At 39.7% G+C, this 19,573-nt stretch carries 14 protein-coding genes; all 14 read right to left on the bottom strand.

Features of this window, described 5'->3' with window-relative positions; translation table 11 throughout:
- Nucleotides 1-181: 181 nt before the first annotated feature.
- Entirely contained in the window at nt 182-1,159 is a 978-nt protein-coding gene (locus tag OHT75_RS10530; RefSeq protein WP_264726435.1) for an XdhC family protein, read from the bottom strand.
- Nucleotides 1,146-2,369: a c-type cytochrome gene (locus OHT75_RS10525; protein ID WP_264726434.1), complete on the bottom strand. Its 1,224-nt coding sequence runs from the start codon at nt 2,367-2,369 to the stop codon at nt 1,146-1,148. The genes OHT75_RS10530 and OHT75_RS10525 overlap by 14 nt, the downstream gene beginning before the upstream one ends.
- Complete coding sequence (locus OHT75_RS10520; RefSeq protein WP_264726433.1) at nt 2,369-2,899, bottom strand: (2Fe-2S)-binding protein; 531 nt, start codon at nt 2,897-2,899, stop codon at nt 2,369-2,371. The genes OHT75_RS10525 and OHT75_RS10520 overlap by 1 nt, the downstream gene beginning before the upstream one ends.
- A gap of 2 nt (nt 2,900-2,901) precedes the next feature.
- Complete coding sequence (locus tag OHT75_RS10515) at nt 2,902-5,733, bottom strand: xanthine dehydrogenase family protein molybdopterin-binding subunit (RefSeq protein WP_264726432.1); 2,832 nt, start codon at nt 5,731-5,733, stop codon at nt 2,902-2,904.
- 1,054 nt (nt 5,734-6,787) lie between these two features.
- On the bottom strand, nt 6,788-7,672 hold the full coding sequence (locus OHT75_RS10510; protein ID WP_264726431.1) for a nucleotidyl transferase AbiEii/AbiGii toxin family protein: 885 nt from the start codon (nt 7,670-7,672) through the stop codon (nt 6,788-6,790).
- Between the two features lie 22 nt (nt 7,673-7,694).
- Nucleotides 7,695-8,225, bottom strand: coding sequence for a type IV toxin-antitoxin system AbiEi family antitoxin (gene abiEi / locus OHT75_RS10505; protein WP_264726430.1), 531 nt, complete (start codon nt 8,223-8,225; stop codon nt 7,695-7,697).
- A gap of 498 nt (nt 8,226-8,723) precedes the next feature.
- The gene (locus tag OHT75_RS10500; protein ID WP_264726429.1) at nt 8,724-9,176 is read right to left on the bottom strand and encodes a hypothetical protein; all 453 of its coding nucleotides are present in this window, start codon (nt 9,174-9,176) and stop codon (nt 8,724-8,726) included.
- A 79-nt stretch (nt 9,177-9,255) separates the two neighbouring features.
- Complete coding sequence (locus OHT75_RS10495; protein ID WP_264726428.1) at nt 9,256-9,885, bottom strand: TorD/DmsD family molecular chaperone; 630 nt, start codon at nt 9,883-9,885, stop codon at nt 9,256-9,258.
- Nucleotides 9,886-9,920: 35 nt separating this feature from the next.
- The gene (locus OHT75_RS10490; protein ID WP_167680093.1) at nt 9,921-10,547 is read right to left on the bottom strand and encodes a DMSO/selenate family reductase complex B subunit; all 627 of its coding nucleotides are present in this window, start codon (nt 10,545-10,547) and stop codon (nt 9,921-9,923) included.
- 22 nt (nt 10,548-10,569) lie between these two features.
- Nucleotides 10,570-12,969: a DMSO/selenate family reductase complex A subunit gene (locus OHT75_RS10485; protein WP_264726427.1), complete on the bottom strand. Its 2,400-nt coding sequence runs from the start codon at nt 12,967-12,969 to the stop codon at nt 10,570-10,572.
- Nucleotides 12,970-13,001: 32 nt separating this feature from the next.
- Entirely contained in the window at nt 13,002-14,996 is a 1,995-nt protein-coding gene (locus tag OHT75_RS10480) for an MtrB/PioB family decaheme-associated outer membrane protein (RefSeq protein ID WP_264726426.1), read from the bottom strand.
- A gap of 14 nt (nt 14,997-15,010) precedes the next feature.
- Complete coding sequence (locus OHT75_RS10475) at nt 15,011-15,949, bottom strand: DmsE family decaheme c-type cytochrome (RefSeq protein WP_264726599.1); 939 nt, start codon at nt 15,947-15,949, stop codon at nt 15,011-15,013.
- A 1,036-nt stretch (nt 15,950-16,985) separates the two neighbouring features.
- Nucleotides 16,986-18,293, bottom strand: coding sequence for a type II toxin-antitoxin system HipA family toxin (locus OHT75_RS10470; protein WP_264726425.1), 1,308 nt, complete (start codon nt 18,291-18,293; stop codon nt 16,986-16,988).
- Nucleotides 18,293-18,574 (bottom strand): helix-turn-helix domain-containing protein, encoded by a 282-nt coding sequence (locus OHT75_RS10465; RefSeq protein WP_264726424.1) that lies wholly within the window; start codon nt 18,572-18,574, stop codon nt 18,293-18,295. The genes OHT75_RS10470 and OHT75_RS10465 overlap by 1 nt, the downstream gene beginning before the upstream one ends.
- Between the last annotated feature and the right edge of the window lie 999 nt (nt 18,575-19,573).

The raw sequence follows: 19,573 nt of genomic DNA, 5'->3' as shown, positions 1-19,573 counted from the left end.
GGTAAATAAGCAGATTTGGAAGACTGTTGATTGCGATTATTCAAAACAGCCTTCAAAGAATGCAAGGTTGTTTAAAAATGCTTTAATAGATAGGTTTTCATTGTGTTTCTCTAAAAGTGAGAGAAACACAATTCCTAGAAGGTGTTTTAGAATACCAAGTGCCATGATTGACAAGAGAATGTCATGATAGTTCAGCGGTTAATTTATGGCGTTTATCAATTAAACCAGCAATTATCGAAACTGCAATTTCAAATGGGGTTTTACTGCCAATTTGCAATCCGATAGGCGCATAGATTTTATCAATTTGAGCATCAGTTAATTCACCAATACGCTGCAATCGCTCAAAACGTTTTTCTGTCGTTTTTTGAGAACCCATGGCACCGATGTAATACGCTTTTGATTCAACTGCCGCCATGAGTCCTAGGTCATCAATACGAGGATCGTGAGCCAAAGCAAGTACTGCAGAATTACTGTCAGCATATTTATCCACAAACAAGTCTGGCGAGCACCAAGTAACATCGACACCACCAGCAACAGCGTTAAAAGTCCAGCTATCTGCTAATTCTTTTCTCATATCGCAAACTTTAACATCACATCCTGACATTAGCCCTAGTTTGGCGACCCATTCGCTAACTTGGCTGATACCCAATATCAAAATGGTCCAAACTTGATCGTAAACAATTGTGATATTCTCCTCATTAAAGATAATTGAAGAACTTACTTTTTTTGCTTCAAGCACCTCAGCTTCACCTGAGGTTAGGTTTATACGTCGAGAAAAAGCATTATGACTAACCGCTTGCTGATATACATGCTGTAAATGTTGATAAAGCCCTGGCGTAATTTTTTCGACTAATAATCGAATAACACCACCACAAGGCAGTTCCACCTGTGTCCCATCTTGGACTAACTCTTTACTGTAGCAAAACTCATATGGAAAATGCTGTTCAACGTTTGAGTTATCTAAATGCGTAATAAACGCATCTTCCAAGCAGCCGCCAGAAATAGATCCCAAACGTTGTTTTCCATTCCAAGCAAATAATGACCCGCAAGGCCTTGGAGCAGAACCATACGTGCCGATTATAGTGCATAACCAAAACGGTTCTTTATCGTGCATCCATTGTTGGATACCACTTAAAACATTAAGGTCAGTGAGCTGCATTTTCTTGATTTCCCTCTACTTCCTTACGTAGCACGCCCATTTCTTTTACTGTAAAACGAATTGTAGAATTGGTAAAAGCTGCTTTGAGGTAGTTGACTAGATTTGTAAGCTCTTCGTCATTCAACTTATTGTCATATCCTGGCATTGCGTCAAATGATACCAATGTTGAATAAAATTGTGGTTTGATGCCGTATAACGTTGCCACAAGCAAATTAATACTATTTTCGTGCGCCAGAGATTCGTTACCCGCTAAACCTGGAGCAAAGTTTGGCTTACCTTCACCTTCAATACCATGACAACTAGCACAGTACCCCATATATAACTGGTAACCTTCTCCAGTATTTGCTTGTGCATTAAAGGTTAATGGCTTACCAGGAACATCTTCATCACTATCAAGTAAATATACCGCTGATGCATGTAAATCTTGCTCATCAAATTTACTTAAACTGTGGTAAATTGCAGTATACATTTCACCAACTACGGTTCCTTTACGAGAATAGCCTGTACCGAGTAAATCTTTAATATCCTGCGAACTCCAACCTTGCTCAATTAATGATTGAGAAGTGATATCCGGAGCCCACACATTACCAATCATTGCACCTTGATAATGCTTAGAATGATCCATGGCCATAGTCATATCTCGAGGTGTATGACACTCACCACAATGTCCAAAACTATTTAGAATATAATTGCCACGGTTCCAACTATCACTTTTACTGTTATCTGCAGCAAATTCTTGAGGTTTGTGGTTGAGTAAATTCCAACCTTTTAGCCCCAAACGTATATTGGCTGGAAACATCACGTCGTTATCAAGATTAGCCTGAGAAGAAGGTTTTGTATTCATAAAGTAAACATACAACGCACGCATGTCTTCCTGCGTAATTTTGTCAAACGATGTATATGGCATTGCTGGATATAAATTACCTTTAGGAGCAACACCATGACGCATTGCTCGGTCAAAATCCTCAAAGCTATAATCACCAATACCTTGTGTTTTATCTGAAGTAATATTAGTTGAATAAATAACGCCAAATGGCGTTTTAAAAGATAATCCACCCGCGTAAGGCTCTCCACCTGTAGCCGTGTGGCATGCATAACAATCAGCAAGTTGTGATAAATATTTACCTTTGTTAATTAACTCATTGTCTGTTGTCGCCATAACCGTTGGGCTAATAGCAAATATGATGGCTAAAGAAGCAATTTTTTGCATTATACGGTTGCTCCTTCTGTGGATAAGATGAGCTCTTTAACCGCTTTGTAGTACTTCACATAACCGGTGCAACGGCAAACATGATCTTTAAGTTCAGTCTCTATAATCTTCTGAACTTGATCTTTGGCAATAGGTTGGCGCTTTAGCTTTTCAACTAATGCCACGGTCTTATTGGTGAATCCTGACGTACACCAACCACACTGAAAAGAAAAGTTGTTCACAAATGCTTCTTGCACAGGATGAAGCGCTATGATTTCACCTGTTTTAGATGTTTTTGCGTGACCTTCAATTGTACGTAACTTTTTACCATTAAATACCATGGCGTTAGTAATACAGGTGCGTACAGTGTCACTAGTACCATCTTCGTTATCAACAATGATGGTACAAGCCTGACAAATACCTTGCCCACAACCAAATTTAGTGCCTGTTAAGTTGACATATTCATGTAGAAAATCGGTCATTTTCACTTCAGGATCAACTTCTAAAGGGCCATATACCTTGTTGTTAATGGTTACACTGATCATGGTCATGATTAAATAGCCTCTACAATATCTTTAGGTGTTACAGGGGTGTGATAAAAACGGGTGTTAGTGGCTTGATAAATAGCTTCGACTAATGCCGGAACAATAGGGATCATGACCACTTCACCAATCCCTTTGGCAGGATCTGACTCAGAAAGTGGCGGCAATATGGTATAGTTCATATTCCAGACACCATTATGGTTAGCCAAAGGCACTTGATAGCGATTAAGGTTCCACGTACCGTTTCCTGCGCCGCTTTCATCCAAGGGAAGATATTCATACAGAGCATGGCCTACCCCCATGGTTAGTCCGCCCTCTATCTGACCTTCTACCAGCTCTTTTACTAATACCTTTCCAGGCTCTAACCAGGTGTGGGTAGACAAAACTTCAACTTTACCTGAGGCTTTTTCGACAGCAATTTCAGCAAGCGTTGCACAAGGAGCATAGTAAGTCACCATGGCGTTATTCAATGCAGTTTTAGGGTAATCAACACTTTTACGCTCAATAACTTGATAACCAAAACGGTTAGTTTTTACATTACGTGCACCAATACCGCGCTTAATAGCAATAGCATCAAGTGGATAACGTTTTATTTCACCTTCCAGCTCAAACTCAGCAGAAGCCCATGCCCATCGATTAAATGCATGTGTCATTACCCCAGTAATCATGCCGTCGGCATGTGCTTTTTTCGCAAGTAACTCAAGTGATATTGGAGGATAACCATTAATCGTTAATCCATCGTTTGACCAACGAGCCTTGCTCACATCATTAAAATCAGGTGTTGCAAATTGACCATTAAAATAGGTATTTTTCCAAATCTCTACTGCTGCAGGAAACAAGGTTTTTTCAAGTAAGATCCTCGCTGCGTTCTCTGTTGTTTGTGTTTGATAGAAGCTTGACATGCTGGCTGCTGAAGCCATTGATACTGCAGGGGTCCAACGAGGGTCCTTTAGCATTTGATCTTGACGCTCCTGCGAAATGAGGTACGGATTATCAGTAGCAAATAACTCCATGGCATCAAATTCTTCAGTAACGGCCATTTCAATTTCATCAGCTGCACTGCCTAAATATTGAGATACTAATGAACCTTGTGAAGTATCAATACCCGTGCCCATTTCAACCGAGCAGGTTTTAACGATAATTTTTCCTTCAGGAGTGATTTCTACACTTGAAGAAGGTGCTGCGGCACCGGTACCATAATCTTTAGAAACCATACCAAAACCAACACCATATAATTTTCCCGGATGTTTAGCTTCAAATTCGGCTTTGGCACTATGGCGATTAACCCACTTAGGGTGTTTCGCTGCCATTTCAAGCATCTCTAAATAGCGCATGTCGCCATTCGGTAATGCCCCTTGGGTATTTTTAAGGCCTGGTTTTAACGCATTAATTTTACGTAGTTCAATTGGATCAACATCTAACTCTGCTGCGGCTTCGTTAAACATCATTTCCATTGCTGACATTGATTGTAAAGTACCGTATCCACGCATAGAGCCTGCATGGGGTGTTTGTGATGGATAACAAACAGCAGTAATATCATTACGTGGAATATAGTAAATACCTTGAATAGCACTAGCGCCAACCATTGTCACTGAACCAGAGAAATTGATACGGCCACCACCATCAACCTCCATATCAGATACAAGACCCGCTATCTTTTTAGTATTTTTATCAAAAGCTAACTTATTAGCCATGACGAAAGGATGACGTTTTAAGCCTGATTGGAACTGCTCGAATCTGTCATTCGCAAGATAAACTGGCGCTTTGGCAAATAATGATGCCAAAATCCCATAGTAAGGAAATTGAGTATGATCTTTTGCACCAAATCCTCCACCGATGTAAGGGGTATGAACAATGACATTTTTGATATCACTCGCTAATGGACTTTTAGCAATAGTCTTACCGGCTTTATAGTAAAAATCTTGTGGAGCCTGGCTCGAAATAACGATATGCATCGACTGAGTCGCTTTGTCATACCAGCCGTTATATGCTTCAGCTTCAAATGTCATAGGTTCAATTGACTGAGTTTGGTAAGTTCGGTCTAAAACAAACCAATCTTTGCGCGTCTCAACATCACTATGTAATTTTTCAGCATAAAACATGCCGCGTTTTCCATTGTCTTCAATGCTATTTTCAGCGCTTGGCCATACCGGTTTATGTGCTACATAATTAGGGAAAAATAAACCATCCTGCAGAGTGCTATAACGATCATTTTGTCCTAATTGGCCTTCTTCGCGAACAATCCGCCATGACGCATATGGATCTTTTGATTTAGCAACAAGCTCAGTCTCTTCACCATATTGCACAACATTGCTATTAAATTGAATGCGACCTTTAGCTTTGTTGAATGCTGCAAATGTATCAAATAATAACACAGCAATTTCATGACCTAGATAATCAGGCGTATTGCCCTTTTCTAGTAACATGTTTCCACCAAAGTCTTCAATTAACTCTGTTAATTTATGATTTTTTAGATCTTCTGCTGTTATAACTTTATAAGGCTGGATTTCAGCAGGCAAGAAAGAGATATCGAACCCTAAATAGACTCGATTTGCAATTGACGAACGGATCATAAGAGCATAATGCTGTTCATTTGGCCAAGTTGGAATATCAACCGCACGATAGTCGCGCCCATAGATTTTTTGGCCAGTCACTTTTTCGATAGCATCAAACCTAAAACGCGGTTTCTTATCTTTATTCCAGTTTGATCTAAATTTTTCGATATTACTTTTTTCTTCAGCTTGGACGCTATTAAACAGCATTGGTGCACTGTAAATAGTAACGCCCCCTATAACGCACTGCTTAATGAAATTTCGTCTTGAAAGATTGAGTTGCGATGACATACTGACCCCAAATGACCATATATTTATTATTTACCATATATATTAGGGAAACAGTTTAACTAAACTCATGCTCAATATTTCTATAGGCTTATAAAAAGTGGCTCATTTATTACCCTCAATTAACTCACCAACAACACAACCCCAACCACAAAGTAAAAAAAAATAACATTCACCTTAAAACAACAATACTTAAATCAAACTTTTGAGTAATTTTAGGATGGGCGTCACAGATTTTTAGAAGCCAATAACCAGTAATAAAGTAATGAGAAGAGGGTGGAACAAATGACTTATGGAACACTTCAATTTCGATTGAACTATTTGTTAATTGCTAAAATAGTAAAAGGAAATGTATCGATATTAGCAGTAACAAGCCATATCAATTCATTTTATAGTACGTTTTAGCCAAAATAATTTCATAGCAAAACACCAAAAAAATCGCACTACCTTATTAGGAGAATCTGAACATAAATCTGCATCAGAAAAAAGTTGTGGGCACGGTTTGGTCACCATTTGCAAAATTGAGCTTTTATAGTGTAATGAATTGAGACTGAACTGGAGAGTTAAATATTTAAAAATGCTAGAAAAGACAAAGGCCTAGCATTTTTGCTAGGCCTTCTAAATTTGGCAGGGGTGGCAGGACTCGAACCCGCAACCATCGGTTTTGGAGACCGCGAGAAGACCAAATGTTGTTAATCGATATCAAATGAACCAGCTTAACATAAAACGATATTTCATTTATTAACAATAACTTGAATAAAATACAAACTCATATCACTTAGTATCACTTTTAGCCGTTTTGAACCACTTTTTAGGTCATGGATCGCTTTTTTGGTCACCAACTTTGGTGTAAAAAGTATACTAACTTTAGATGTTCCACGTAAAAAAACATTGGTTAAATTCACCTATAAAGGCACTTAATGGTTTTAATAATCTAATACCAAAATCGACCAAATTGATTTAGCCATTGACTCACAATAGATACCAATAAACCAAAGACAAATAAAATGCCGATGAGGTTAACAGCCACCAAATTTATGAATTTAAAGGTATAGGACTAACCCATATCAAATGGATTTTTTGGCCTTTCATCATTAAGTAATTCGGACGCGATGGCATTTATCTCACTCTGAACATACGCCCAATATTCTGGATTATCGACGGTTCTTTCTTTAATTTTTTTAGGAATAAAGCGACTCATTTCCATATTGAAGTCATTGCGTACTTCATCTTCCGACATTAGCTTAGCTAACGAAACAGACAGTGCCTGTCGAAAGTCTTCAGCTTGCTTTTGCCTTGCGGTGAGCTTCTTTTCAACCAGTGTTTTAGATACATCAATACCGCGCTGCTTGATCCAAACAATATCCCAGATATCACGAGGCTTGATACGTCTTGCGCTATACGCTAACGCGATCAGCTTATCCACCAAAGTTTCTTGTAACGACTGTACCGGAACCAAGATCCCTTCAGTGGGAACAACAATATCGTAATGATTGATTAGCGGGCGCTTTTCGATATCGAATGACGGAATAGCACAGACGTCAATATGCATTTTTTGCCGTGGCAAGTCAGGACGATTAGCTTCTTTCACGATACTAATTTTCCACGAAACGGTATCCCCTTGCTGCTCGGCAGAGGGTTTGTTTACCCAAACATCGGTTTCGTACTTGTTCTGAATATAGGTTTGAATTTCGGACTCTAACCCATCAAACTCTGACGGTTTGAAATAATGGCCGCCGTTAAAATCAAGATCTTCCGATAACCTGCTGCTGTAACACATACGTAATGATGTGCCACCAATAAAGGTTAATCGCTGCATGACGCCTTGTTTAATCAACACATCCATAATGTCATGGTGCAAGATCTCTTTTTCAATTACGGGTGTCACTGCTGCATAGTCAGGGTTTGACTGGACGATTTGACGAATTTGTTGTTTCAGCATACTTCCTCTCCCGCACGAGTCCTCATATTTGGCTCTCCAACATATGTAAATTTCGCTGACAATGCTTTAGATCTGCAATTGCTTGTTCTTTGTGCGCGCGATACATTTTGATGTTGGAATCAAAGTACAAATTAGGAGCAATTTGTTCAACGGGTTTCTTAGTGTGGGTAAATTCGATCACCCCATAAGGCGTATCAAAACAACCACTACGGCCTTTAGTCACTATAGTGACTCTGTCGATCAAGACTTGTGAAATATCACCAGTATGACTTAGCTGACTTTCTAAGCTGATGTAGTTCAATACACCACTACGCAGCTTTTTGATGATTTTATAAATGGCAGTATCTGGCTCAGGTGGTGTAATAACGCTTTCATAGAAGCCTTTTACCACACGTCTTAATAGGCCTTTTTTAACGCAATCTGCTAGAAACTTTCTAAAAGCTGGATTACAAGACACACTTAGCATAAAAGCAAGCTCTGTTGCACTGTGAATGCCACCACCAGCGTACACCGCTTTAGCTAATGCTTTTAATAACTCATCAGATTTTGCCATAGGTCTACACTAAACTACCAAATAAGTAACTTAGTGTAGACCTTACACAAAGCTTGCGAAAGACAAAGGTCTACATATTGTTACTCTTTAAATAACAATATGTAGACCTTTTAAGTCTGTATCACCTTAGATGCTTACCATGCACTCACCTGCACGAATTTTTAAAAGTTGCACCCAATTTTCAACTCTTACCAACCATATACGTATCTTGCAACCAAAGCATTAAACTGAATACAAAATCACTTTTGCAGTAGCTTAAAAATAAAGATCATGCAGTTTTCTGAACCTTCCAAAGGCCGGTTAACAAGGTACACTCAAGATAAAGTCAAGCTCTGTAGTAATGTGAATGCCATAGCTAGAGTAATAAAACCAATCTTGATGGAGAAGTTAAAGATAAGAAAGATAGCATTGGGGTAAGCGTCGACGCGCAGCTTTGATCCCGATATTTCGTTCAGAATAGCTCATTAGGTTAATTGGTTGGTAAAGAGCTGCCCTATCCTAAACCTTGCCCATATTACATTGTTGTTTTCGGTGTTTTTGTCTTTCTGAGGACAAACGTGCCATAGCGGTTAATATTCGTTGCGCTTTATCGTACAGTATTGAATCGGCATTTTGTTTATCATCACAAATTGTTTGAGCATAATGCACCGCCAGCGACATAATAAGTTGCTCAGCTTGAGTGAGGTTATTGTGTTCTAGCTCCTTAATAAACATTAATAAAAAGCATTGGTACAAGGTATCAAAAACTTGTTCCTTATCCATACTGTAGTGTTCATTTTTAGGCTTTGGGGGTAATTCGATCATAGCCGCTATGAGGCTACACACTGTCGAACAGGATGTAGCACCGACAAATAATTCCTCAATAGCTTTATCCTCAGCAAAGTATTTTTGTAATTGCTGGGCAAAGTCAGCTTTATTCCACTGTTGGGCGACTGATCGAATGACACTCATTAGCTTTCCTACTAGCGATATAAACGCATTGGGATGATACTCAAGAAGTAAATTAAATGTTTCACCTCAACTAAAAATTTCACTTTGCTTTAATATTAAGCAGGATTTGCAAGTCGAAAATTAAAATTTTTAACAAATCACCAACTCCTCTATAAAATTCAGTTATTGCATTGACTTTTACACATGTTAGAAACTGATCTACCCAAGGCAATAGGTGTTCAGTGAGCAAAATAATAGACAATTTTGACTTTTTTTCGGTCATTAACTTACCCAACACAGCGATAATTAGTCCAATATGATCACGAGGCTGTTTAAAAGCCGTATTTATATCGATATTGTTATGCTGACAAAATTGTTCAAACTCGATACAACTTTGTCCATTCACAAGTTGATCTTTATCTGTATAGACCGACCCCCAAGGGTAAGCAGACTTAACTCCAGGTCCAACGAAAAGTTGTTTATAATCATTACTGAGTTCAATGAAACTATGTTTACACAACGCCTTTTTCATTTTTATACAAATATCGTCAGTTGGCGAAATAAGAGTCGGCCAATTAGTGATAATTTCATCATTCACGTGTTGGTAAAAAGCTTCTGTTGGTGTATTGAATAACATACAAGAAAGTACATTACAGATAGCTGCTGAATTTTCAAAAGTGGCTTGGTTCATTACAATCTCTGTTGTTATTAACTGAGTGGTTTTAGGCATGGGTGACTTCACCCATGCCTAATAACTCATTAAGATTACACTTCGTTTTCGTTTTGGATTGAACCGTCCGAGCGGTCGTTGTAACGATTTACGGTAATAAGTAAGTTAGGGTCTGTAATACTACTACTCGGTAATGGTCTAGCATCACCTCTAACAGCCATAGGGTATCTTTTTTCCAAGATTTCAATTTTGTCAAAATCTAATGCGCGTTGTGGGCAAGACTCAACACAGGAAGGTTTTTTACCCTGTGCAATTCGGTCTTTACATCCATCACATTTGGTCATCACTTTGCGTTGAGTATCTAGCTGAGGTGCATCATATGGGCAAGCTCGTGCGCAACTTGAGCATCCAATACAAAGATCTGTCATAACATCAACAATGCCATCTTCGCGCCGTTTATGCATGGCTCCTGTTGGGCAGGCTTTCACACATACTGGTTCATTACAATGATTACAACTAATAGACACATAGTAGGCAAATACGTCATTAATATATACACCATCTTCTATTTCTTGAAAGCTGCCACCGCCGTATTTATAGGTACGACGTAGCATAGGTCCTAAATCAATATCATTTTTGTCTTTACAACTAATTTGGCATGTTTTGCAACCACTGCATTTTTCAGTGTTTATATGAAAACCATATTGGGTATAATTATTCATCATATCTTCTCGTTACCGTTTATTAAGCTAGACGGATTTCAACTAGGTTAGTATGTTGTGGATTGCATTTACCAATCGGTGTTGGGTGGTATTTGGTTAATGCATTAACATTACCGCCAGTATCGACTTTTGTTGATAAATTATCGCTATTTAACCAAGCTCCTTGTGCTAGAGATGTTACGCCTGGCATGATTAACGGCGTAACTTTTGCAGCAATAATGACGCTCCCGCGATCATTACTAATTTCAACTTTGGCACCATCAGTAATACCACGCTCTGCTGCATCTTTAGGATTTATCCATACTGCATCTTCAACAGCTTCAGTTAACCATTTGATATTATGAAAGCTTGAGTGAGTTCGACTTTTTGTATGATGACCGATTAGTTGTAATGGAAATTGTTCACGAGTTTCGGTGTCTTCATAGCTCTCCCATGTTTTGTGATACATTGGAATGGCCGGAATTAAATCTCCTTCAGGGAGTTCCCATTGAGTTGACATTGCTGCAAGTGTTTCTGAGTAGATCTCTACTTTACCACTTGGAGTGCTGAGTTTATTTGCTTCAGGGTCCGCAAAAAATGAACTGAACGCGACATTTTTGAAGTCTGGATTTGGTATTTTATACAAACCACCCTCAACAAGATCTTTGTAATCAGGTAACTTGGCATTGTTCGCTTGGTCACGCTTGTATAGTTCATCCAGCCATTGGTCGTAATTCTTACCTTCAAACACTGCACCTTCAAGACCTAAGCGTTTAGCAATTTCATAAGTCACTTCAAAGCAACCTTTTGCATCTACAGGGCTATTTACTGAGGTGGTCATCGGAATAACTGTTTCTTGGTTAGTTCCACCGAATGCACTAATATCGGTATGCTCTAAATCAGTTAAATCAGGTAACAAAATATCTGCGTATTTTGCACTTGGTGTCATAAACACATCATGCACTAAAATAAACAGCTCATCAGCTTCTCTGCTGGCTAAAATTTCATGAGTGCCAAATGAATCAGAGTGTTGGTTAATTAATGCATTGCCAGCATAATTCCAAATAAATCGAATGTTACTATCTAGTTTTTCAACACCTTTTAGACCATCTTTTTCAGGCGTAAAGTCAACACCACGTACAATCGCATCACTCCAAGTAAAGAATGAAATACTGCCTGAATATGGATTGTCTCCTTTAGGTGAGAGACTTATGGAACTTCTCCCATGACTAGGCCAAATACCTGAATTAGTTCCAGAAATACCGATTTTCCCTAGTAATAAAGGTAAGATGACAATTGAGCGTACAGTTTGCTCGCCAATTGCGTGACGTTGTGGACCTAGACCTTGGCATATAAAAGGGGTTGAGGCATTCATTAAATCTTGAGCCAAAGCAACAATTTCATTTGAAGCAATACCTGTAATTTTTGCTGCCCACTCAGGTGTTTTAGCTATACCATCTTCGCCAAGCCCTAAGATATGAGACTTATAATCGCTATTTGGTTTAGCAGATGCTGGTAAAGTGTCGCTATCATAACCAATACAATATTTATCCAGAAATGCCTTATCAGCTTTACCTTGACGAATAATCTCGTAAGCTAAAGCTTCACACAAAGCTGCGTCAGTACCTGGACGGATTGCCAACCATTTATCTTCTTTGCCTAATGCAGAATCAGAATAGCGAGGGTCAATCATGATAACTTTTTTGCCTTGGGTGCATGTACTCCAGTCGTAAGTTCCACCACCACCACTCATGCGTGTCTCTGCTGGGTTAAAACCAAATGCAACAACTAAATCACTGTGCAACATTTCAGTGTATGTGCTTGATGTGATTGTACCATACGTGTAATACATAGCTGCCAACTGTTGTGAAGAGCTATAAGTTCCATAGTGGCTTAAATATCCCCCCATTTCACATAAAAGTTTTGCGCCCCATTGACCTGCCCAACGCCAATCACCGCCAGAATATCTAGCGTATAGTCGGCCTGTGCCATAGTGGGGGTATACTGCAGAAGGTCCGGCTTCGTTATAGACTTTTTGCAAATTTTCAGCAATGGTATTAAAAGCTTCATCCCACGAACACTCTATGAAACTACTTGCATGGCCACGAGGTCCAACACGCTTCATTGGACGATTTAGCCTGTCTGGTGAGTAGACTTTTTTACGAGAAGAGCGACCTTTGAGGCACGCCCTAACTTGGTGAGTACCAAATTCATCACCACCAACATCATCAGTTTCAATTCGTGTGATTTTTCCATCAACGGTAATAACTTTTAACGGACAGTTATGTCCACAGTTACAAGTACAACAAGACCAATCAACCTTCTCCCCTACAGGTGGCACTTCAGGGACTTTATTTGGCTCATCAGAGCTGGTTTTACAGCCGGTAATGGTTGCTGCACAGCCTAGTGCGGCACTGGCTTTTAAAAAACTTCTACGTTCCATTCATTTATCCTCAGTAACTAAAACGATGCGTGTTAACGCAACTTGTAGGTAAACGACAACATCACTTGGTGTGCGTTATAGTTATGGTTGATATCGCCCAGAGTAATCATCCCCGGAATATCATTGACCCCTACGTTGGCTGCATCGGTATCGAAATAGCGTTCATAGCGGTATGTTAATTTCAGCGCCATTTGCTCGCTCAAGGCATAATCGGCGTACATGCTGGCACTGTGGTTGTATGAGTAATAATCCCCATACGGATTGGTTCTATCGGCGGTGACATTTGTGTCACTAATTGAGTTACTAAATAAGTAATCAATACCTAAGGTAAGCTTGTCCTGCATCAAGCCGCTGTAGCTTGCACCTGCGCCTAAGCTGATAAATTCGTCTTCAATGTCGGCTGCCCAGTCAGGGCTAGCAAAACCTTGGCTGCCAGCTTGGTTAGAGTTAATCCATTGCTGACCGGCAAATACATAACCATCAACATGCTGATTAAAGGCGATGTTAAGGTTAGCGTCATAACCGTAATCTTCAGATTCAGTCAGGCCAATTTGGGTCTGGTCATACTCGTCTTGAGCATAACGGGTGCTAATGTCTAGGCTCATCCAGTTGATTGGGGTGTAGTTCACCTTGAATTCAACGGCGTTGCGTGTACGGTCAGCTAAGTAGTACTTGCGTAATAAAGCGTTGTTTTCAGATGAGGTCAGCTCATTGGCTTCATAGGCAGAGCCGCTGCGATTCGCATGCTCGGCTTTCAGGTTAAAGTTAACCTTATCCAAGGCGCGAACATTGAGTTTTAGCCATAAATTATCGTCATTAGTTTGCTCGCGATCACTGAAGGTGCGCTCCACTTCTTTGCGGTCGTAACCAGCTTGCAAACGGTAACCACTTGCAATGCGGTAACTCGCGTTCACTTTGAAGGTATTACGCTCAATGTCTTGTGGCACGTTTTGTCTAAAGGCGCCGGTTAAGCTATTGAAGTTGTATTGAGCAAATTCAGCGGTTGAGCTTTTATTATCACGCTTGCTGTAATCAATGCTGCCACCTAAGCGTAAACGATTAGTAAGCATAGAGGTCAGCGCAAAGCGGCCATCAAGAGTATCAACTTGACCATCCCAGTTTTGTAGCGGGTTGCCGGTCATTTGAATCAGGTTGTCATCTTGAATCATACGTCCAGTAACAATTCGACCGTTCATGAAGGTGCGATTGATATTGTATTGACCTGACAATGACACTTGATGGGCTTGGTTATCTGGCGCGGCAGAATAGACATCGTTGGCATAAGGCAAGCTTAAGTGGTCGATGTGGTTTTCATATACACTGCCAAAATAGCTCAGTTCGGTGAGCCAATTTTGGCCAGAGAAGTGAATACCGGCATCAAACTGTTTAGTAGTGGCATCAATAGGCAGACCAAAGTTGATCGGACTAGGCGACACCAGACTTGCTGATTTATGACCCGTTTTGTCTTCTTGGCTGTATTTCACAAATGCACCATAAAAATCTTGGCCATAGTCAAAACCTAATGCCACTTTTTCGCGGTGTTGAGCTAAGTCGAAAGTGTTGATGGCATCAGATGGCGTCAACATGCCGTCGTTGTGCCACAAACGACTTTCCACATCACCAGCTTGATAGGTTTTAATCGCATCATAATCAAGGCTAAACTCATACAAGCCTGCTTTACCACCAGAGATATGAGCAAAGCCATTATCCATACCTAATTGATGGGCTTGAATTTGCGCTTGATAACCTGAGTCACCTTGGAATTTAACATCACCACTGACCGCACCAATGCCGCCATCCTTACCTGTGCCTAACGTATTGCCTGCATCCACATCGCTGACATCGTTATAGCCAGCAGCGACACTCACTTCACCGCTATAACCTGCTACGTTAGTGCAGCGTTTACATTCATATTTATAGGTGTCAACTGCGGTAGTATTGGCTTGGCCTACCCCGAAGTTAGCCGCCATGCTAGAGGTTGATACCGCCAGCAGTGACAGGGTAATAAGATTCAATTTAAATGACATAATCTTGCTCTCCATTAGCGTTGCAGCAGACTGCCAGAGGGGTGGTTAGACCCGTGAATTTGGTTGTGACAGTTCAAACAGCTTTTTCCACCACCAAATGCATCCATACCTAGCTCAGGTACCACGCGAGATGCGTGACCATCTGGGGCATGACATTGCTGACATAACTGCGGTGCGCGGTTATCAAGTAAGTTGTCGTTCACACTGCCATGTGGGTTGTGACAACTGCTGCAATCTTCAGTGACCGGGGCGTGTTCCCATAGGAATGGGCCGCGCTTTTCAGCGTGACAGCTGTAACAGGTGTCATTAACTGTAGGCTTAACCAGTGCGCTTTCGCTCATTGAGCCATGAGGAGCATGGCAATCAATACAGGTCATTTGGTCCCATTTCATTGGGTGAGAAGAGCGCTTGTTCATGTCGGCTTTTTCTTGGGTGTGACATGAGGTACAGGTGTCGTTTACTGACAGTTTGTCTAGCGCTGGGTCTTTGGCTGCATGCACGGTGTGGCAGTCTGCACAGGCAATTTCTTCAAGATTATGAGTGCTGGTATGCCATGCCATTTGCTCTGGGTCGTTATGACAGCCTTGGCAAACGGTGTTTTGAGTTGGCGCAGAAAGCTTGCTGTCTTTACCAAAGGCAATCATGGGCTCTTTTCCGCCTTTGTTGTGATTGCCTTGTGGGCCATGACAGGCTTCACACTGAAGGCCCGCCATAGGAGATTCGCTATTGGTTAAGTTGCCGTGGGTGCCTTTAAAGATATCCATCACTTTTTCATTTTTACGGTGACACATTAAGCAGTTGTCTGCGCCTTTAGGGGAGTAATTTCCTTCAGCAAACTTATCAACTAATTGTTGTTCTAATTGTTCAGCACTAAGATCATCCCATGGGGTAGCATTAGCACTTGAATAGGGAATTAATATTGAAGAAACTCCAATTATTAACATGAAGGCCATTTTTCTCATAAATATAATCCCCTTAAATAAGATAAGTATTTATTAAATTGATTTTTTTAAATTGATGACCAGCTTAATATGTAATTAAACAAATTATCTTTTGTTAAAAAATAACAATCAAGAATTGTGATAAATCACTAAAAAATAGTAAAAACGAGATTTAAACCTCCAGCAAACGATAATGATTACTATTAAAACAAAAAGCATAAGACGATAAATATCAAAAACTTAAAAAACAACTACCTCTTTTGTGATAGATGTGTTTTATGTTTGTTATATAGAAGGAAATGTTGATATAAGATCTATGTCAAACTTATTAAAAAGCCAATTAAATACATCTTTTAAATATGAAGTTAATTAGTAATTACACTCAAACTAAAGTAGTAATTAATCTATAATATTTATTTTTAATAGCTGAGTTTGATATTTAAAGTTGATTGAATAAAAATTGACAAGGAATATAGGAAGAGCAACCGTATGGGAGTATATTTTTTGTAAGCATTAGCTAACCGGTGAAGCTTATTTAGCTTTACCTAAATCAATATTCCACTGAATAAAATTATACATATCCATTGGACAAAACCTCACCAATTTTGGTGTGAAAAGTATACCGTTTTTAGATAAAACTAGTAAAAAATGAGTTTAGAGCTCCACAATTTTAATAAGTTAAGTCGGCACCGAAAGGAATTCATGACAGTCGAAATAACAGAAAAAATGCACACATTGCAAATAAATGAAATAATATTGGTAACATGTTCAGTAATGACACATGTGATACCTGCCCACACAACTAGCATGGAGTCGGAGGGTTAAATTGACACCTAGTCCAATCGACAATTTTTGCTTCTTCAAGATGAAAATGGGGAAAGAAAATAACTTAATAATTTATGCCTGATGTCGATTCAATCGACATGTAGTGCAAACATATTTACAAAACAGCAATTAATCGACACGTACAACTGATTTAAAACCAAAGCAAAGTTGAAACGGCTTGAGTTGAGTCGATGCCACTAATGTCACCTAATCATTACCGTTTTTAAACTATGCGCTTAACTCTGTCAGTTAAACCGTTCAATATTGAATCCCGTATGTGTGCTGGAAAATCATTTGGCAGCTGCGCTTTAGCCTTCATGATCACAGCCTCTACCTTGTCAGCTATGCCACGCATCATCTCCATCATAATCGCAGTATCAAAGCCCACAGCTTTAGCTGTTTGAATAAAGTGCCGTGGGAAAATTTGGTTGATTTGATACTTCTTACCTTTAGTTGCCTTAAGACCCATGGCAAGCTTGGCATCGCGAATATTTAAGCCTTTACCACCGATGACAGGGTACATAGATAAAATATCGTAAAAAGGCGTTAGTCGATATCCGCCATCGGCCTCGATAAACAGCGAGAAGTTCTTAGCATGGCCATCTGTTGCGGCTAGCAGCCAAAACAGCACTTGGGACTTCATGAAATTATACCTATCTCGCTCTGAATTCATCGAACCTAATAGATAAGGCATAATTTGTTCAATACCCGGACCACCATGGATCTCATATTTCTTCGCTGGTGAAATATTTAATGTCTGACAAAAGTCTTCTTGGGGCAGCCTCATAATCCATGTGCCATCTGAAGAGAACTTACGATCGAAGCGCTCTACTGCAAGCGCTTTAATATTACCCACTTTGATTATTGAGCACTCAGGTGCATCTAAACCAAACTCTCTGACTATAATCATGCACAGGTATTCATTCTCGACGCTGTTAGACATATCTATGCTATGGGAGTGGCTTTTTATCTGACCTATCGGCAGCTTAATGATATGAGTAGTGGGTGTCGATTTGATTGGCAGTCGCCACTGTCCGTCAATTTTAAGTAAGGCTGTTTTTTCTTGAGCACCGGCAATAGAAATCCTAAAGTCATCGTCATCGGCTAACATGCCTAATGGGATATTTGACTGATAACCCTTGAGTACTTTTTCCAATTGTTTATTAGATAGAGGTTTAGACTCAATCTTTTTTATATCAAAGGGAGGCTGACCATGGGGGATAAGCTGTAATGCACCCACACTCTCTTGACCAATTTTAGCTAGTAGATCAAACGCTTGTGTCGAATCAGCATTATGTCGAGCAACGACTCTGTTTCTCACTTCAAGATTATCAGGTAGCAAATTATCGAAGAAGTTATAAACTTCATCACCTTTATAGGCTTGCTTACGAAGCGGCATAGACAAAGAAATTGGACGACTACCGGGAATCGCTAACCATTGAGGTGAATAGCTAAACTGATGAGAGCCTGTAGATGACTTGATAAAATCCCCCACCAGGTAGCTATTCATATAAACGTCAAGCACAGCCATTACCACTCCTCCTTCCATCCGCTGTCGGGCACAATGGCGTTTTCATGACTGCGTTCATTCACCAGCTCTTGATTCCTAACCTTTATATCTAATTCAAGGTTTAATGCAGAAAGTATTTTAAACAGCGTTTCTAATTTGGTTGAATCCGGGTTCAGCTCAAAGCTTGAAACGGTATCCTGGCGAATACCCACCTTGCTCGCCACCTTGCTTTGCGAGAGCTGCTCGTTCAGTCGCACATCTTTTAGATACACACTAAGCTGCTTTGCGTTGGTCACCTTCATGATAGCTTTACCTTTAGACTGTCCTTAACTCTTATTTAACACGCTGAAGCAGGTAAATCAATATTTACACGCTTAAACCGTTAAAAGCGCATTAACACGCTACTGGCGTTAAAAAAAGTTCACCCCGCAGCAGCGGGTAGTCTGACCATAAAATACAAAAGAAATTAGGGAGTCATTGCCAAGACGAAACCGTGAACATTTACCCAACAAAACTAGATCGCTTAATGATCTGCCGTAGTCCATTAAATATTCATAGTTAGGGTGACTTCTTGTTCTTTTGCTTGCAGCCCAAATGTGGAGTTCAAAAAATACTCATTCTGTTGCCCCGCACATTTGGATACACGAATAAATTATCAAAAAAATCAGCCATTTATCCTGATAGTTGGTTGTTTCGTAAAATTAAAATTTATTAGAGTATTGATAATGTAGCATTCTCAGTATTTATCGCGCTAATATCTAGGATATTAGAATTGGATCGAAAGCATGTTGTTATTATCTTAAGTGATAAATCTTGCAATAAACACTGCAGAGCGTATAACTCAACTATTAACGGTCTATGGAATCAATCTCATGTTAAACGACTTCTACTCTATCAAACAAGAAAAGCTTTCACGACAAAAGAGATATGCTGAACGAGTTTTGGCTGGGGATATTTCACCTAAAGATCGTTGTGTTTTGGTCGGATGCAGAAAGTCTAAAGTCAATTTAGTTGTTCCTAAATTTATCTAAATACTAATATTTTAAAGTTTTTTTTGTATCGAACTAAGAAATAAGTATTGCCACTTCAAAAGCTTGAACAGCTTAATGATTAACAATCTGAAAATTGTAAGTTAGTAAAACCTCACTTATTGGCAGGGGCTTATCTGCTTCACCTAAATCAACATTCCACGGCAGCAAATCAGTCATATCATCTATTGGTGCACGCTTGGGTAATTCCGTAAATGCTCGGATAAGCAACATATTGAAATACTCTATTGATGTGCTCAATTTTAGTTAGCA

The sequence above is a fragment of the Shewanella subflava genome (assembly GCF_025971955.1).
Lineage (GTDB): Bacteria > Pseudomonadota > Gammaproteobacteria > Enterobacterales > Shewanellaceae > Shewanella > Shewanella subflava.
The sequence above is the reverse complement of the archived record's forward strand: the minus strand, read 5'-3'. Positions and strand labels throughout refer to the sequence as shown.

What these genes read in the sequence shown, in the direction of transcription:
- OHT75_RS10530 (WP_264726435.1), bottom strand. Translation starts at nt 1,159, where the DNA reads ATGCAGCTCACTGACCTTAATGTTTTAAGTGGTATCCAACAATGGATG.
- OHT75_RS10525 (WP_264726434.1), bottom strand. Translation starts at nt 2,369, where the DNA reads ATGCAAAAAATTGCTTCTTTAGCCATCATATTTGCTATTAGCCCAACG.
- OHT75_RS10520 (WP_264726433.1), bottom strand. Translation starts at nt 2,899, where the DNA reads ATGACCATGATCAGTGTAACCATTAACAACAAGGTATATGGCCCTTTA.
- OHT75_RS10515 (WP_264726432.1), bottom strand. Translation starts at nt 5,733, where the DNA reads ATGTCATCGCAACTCAATCTTTCAAGACGAAATTTCATTAAGCAGTGC.
- OHT75_RS10510 (WP_264726431.1), bottom strand. Translation starts at nt 7,672, where the DNA reads ATGCTGAAACAACAAATTCGTCAAATCGTCCAGTCAAACCCTGACTAT.
- abiEi (WP_264726430.1), bottom strand. Translation starts at nt 8,225, where the DNA reads ATGGCAAAATCTGATGAGTTATTAAAAGCATTAGCTAAAGCGGTGTAC.
- OHT75_RS10500 (WP_264726429.1), bottom strand. Translation starts at nt 9,176, where the DNA reads ATGAGTGTCATTCGATCAGTCGCCCAACAGTGGAATAAAGCTGACTTT.
- OHT75_RS10495 (WP_264726428.1), bottom strand. Translation starts at nt 9,885, where the DNA reads ATGCCTAAAACCACTCAGTTAATAACAACAGAGATTGTAATGAACCAA.
- OHT75_RS10490 (WP_167680093.1), bottom strand. Translation starts at nt 10,547, where the DNA reads ATGAATAATTATACCCAATATGGTTTTCATATAAACACTGAAAAATGC.
- OHT75_RS10485 (WP_264726427.1), bottom strand. Translation starts at nt 12,969, where the DNA reads ATGGAACGTAGAAGTTTTTTAAAAGCCAGTGCCGCACTAGGCTGTGCA.
- OHT75_RS10480 (WP_264726426.1), bottom strand. Translation starts at nt 14,996, where the DNA reads ATGTCATTTAAATTGAATCTTATTACCCTGTCACTGCTGGCGGTATCA.
- OHT75_RS10475 (WP_264726599.1), bottom strand. Translation starts at nt 15,949, where the DNA reads ATGGCCTTCATGTTAATAATTGGAGTTTCTTCAATATTAATTCCCTAT.
- OHT75_RS10470 (WP_264726425.1), bottom strand. Translation starts at nt 18,293, where the DNA reads ATGGCTGTGCTTGACGTTTATATGAATAGCTACCTGGTGGGGGATTTT.
- OHT75_RS10465 (WP_264726424.1), bottom strand. Translation starts at nt 18,574, where the DNA reads ATGAAGGTGACCAACGCAAAGCAGCTTAGTGTGTATCTAAAAGATGTG.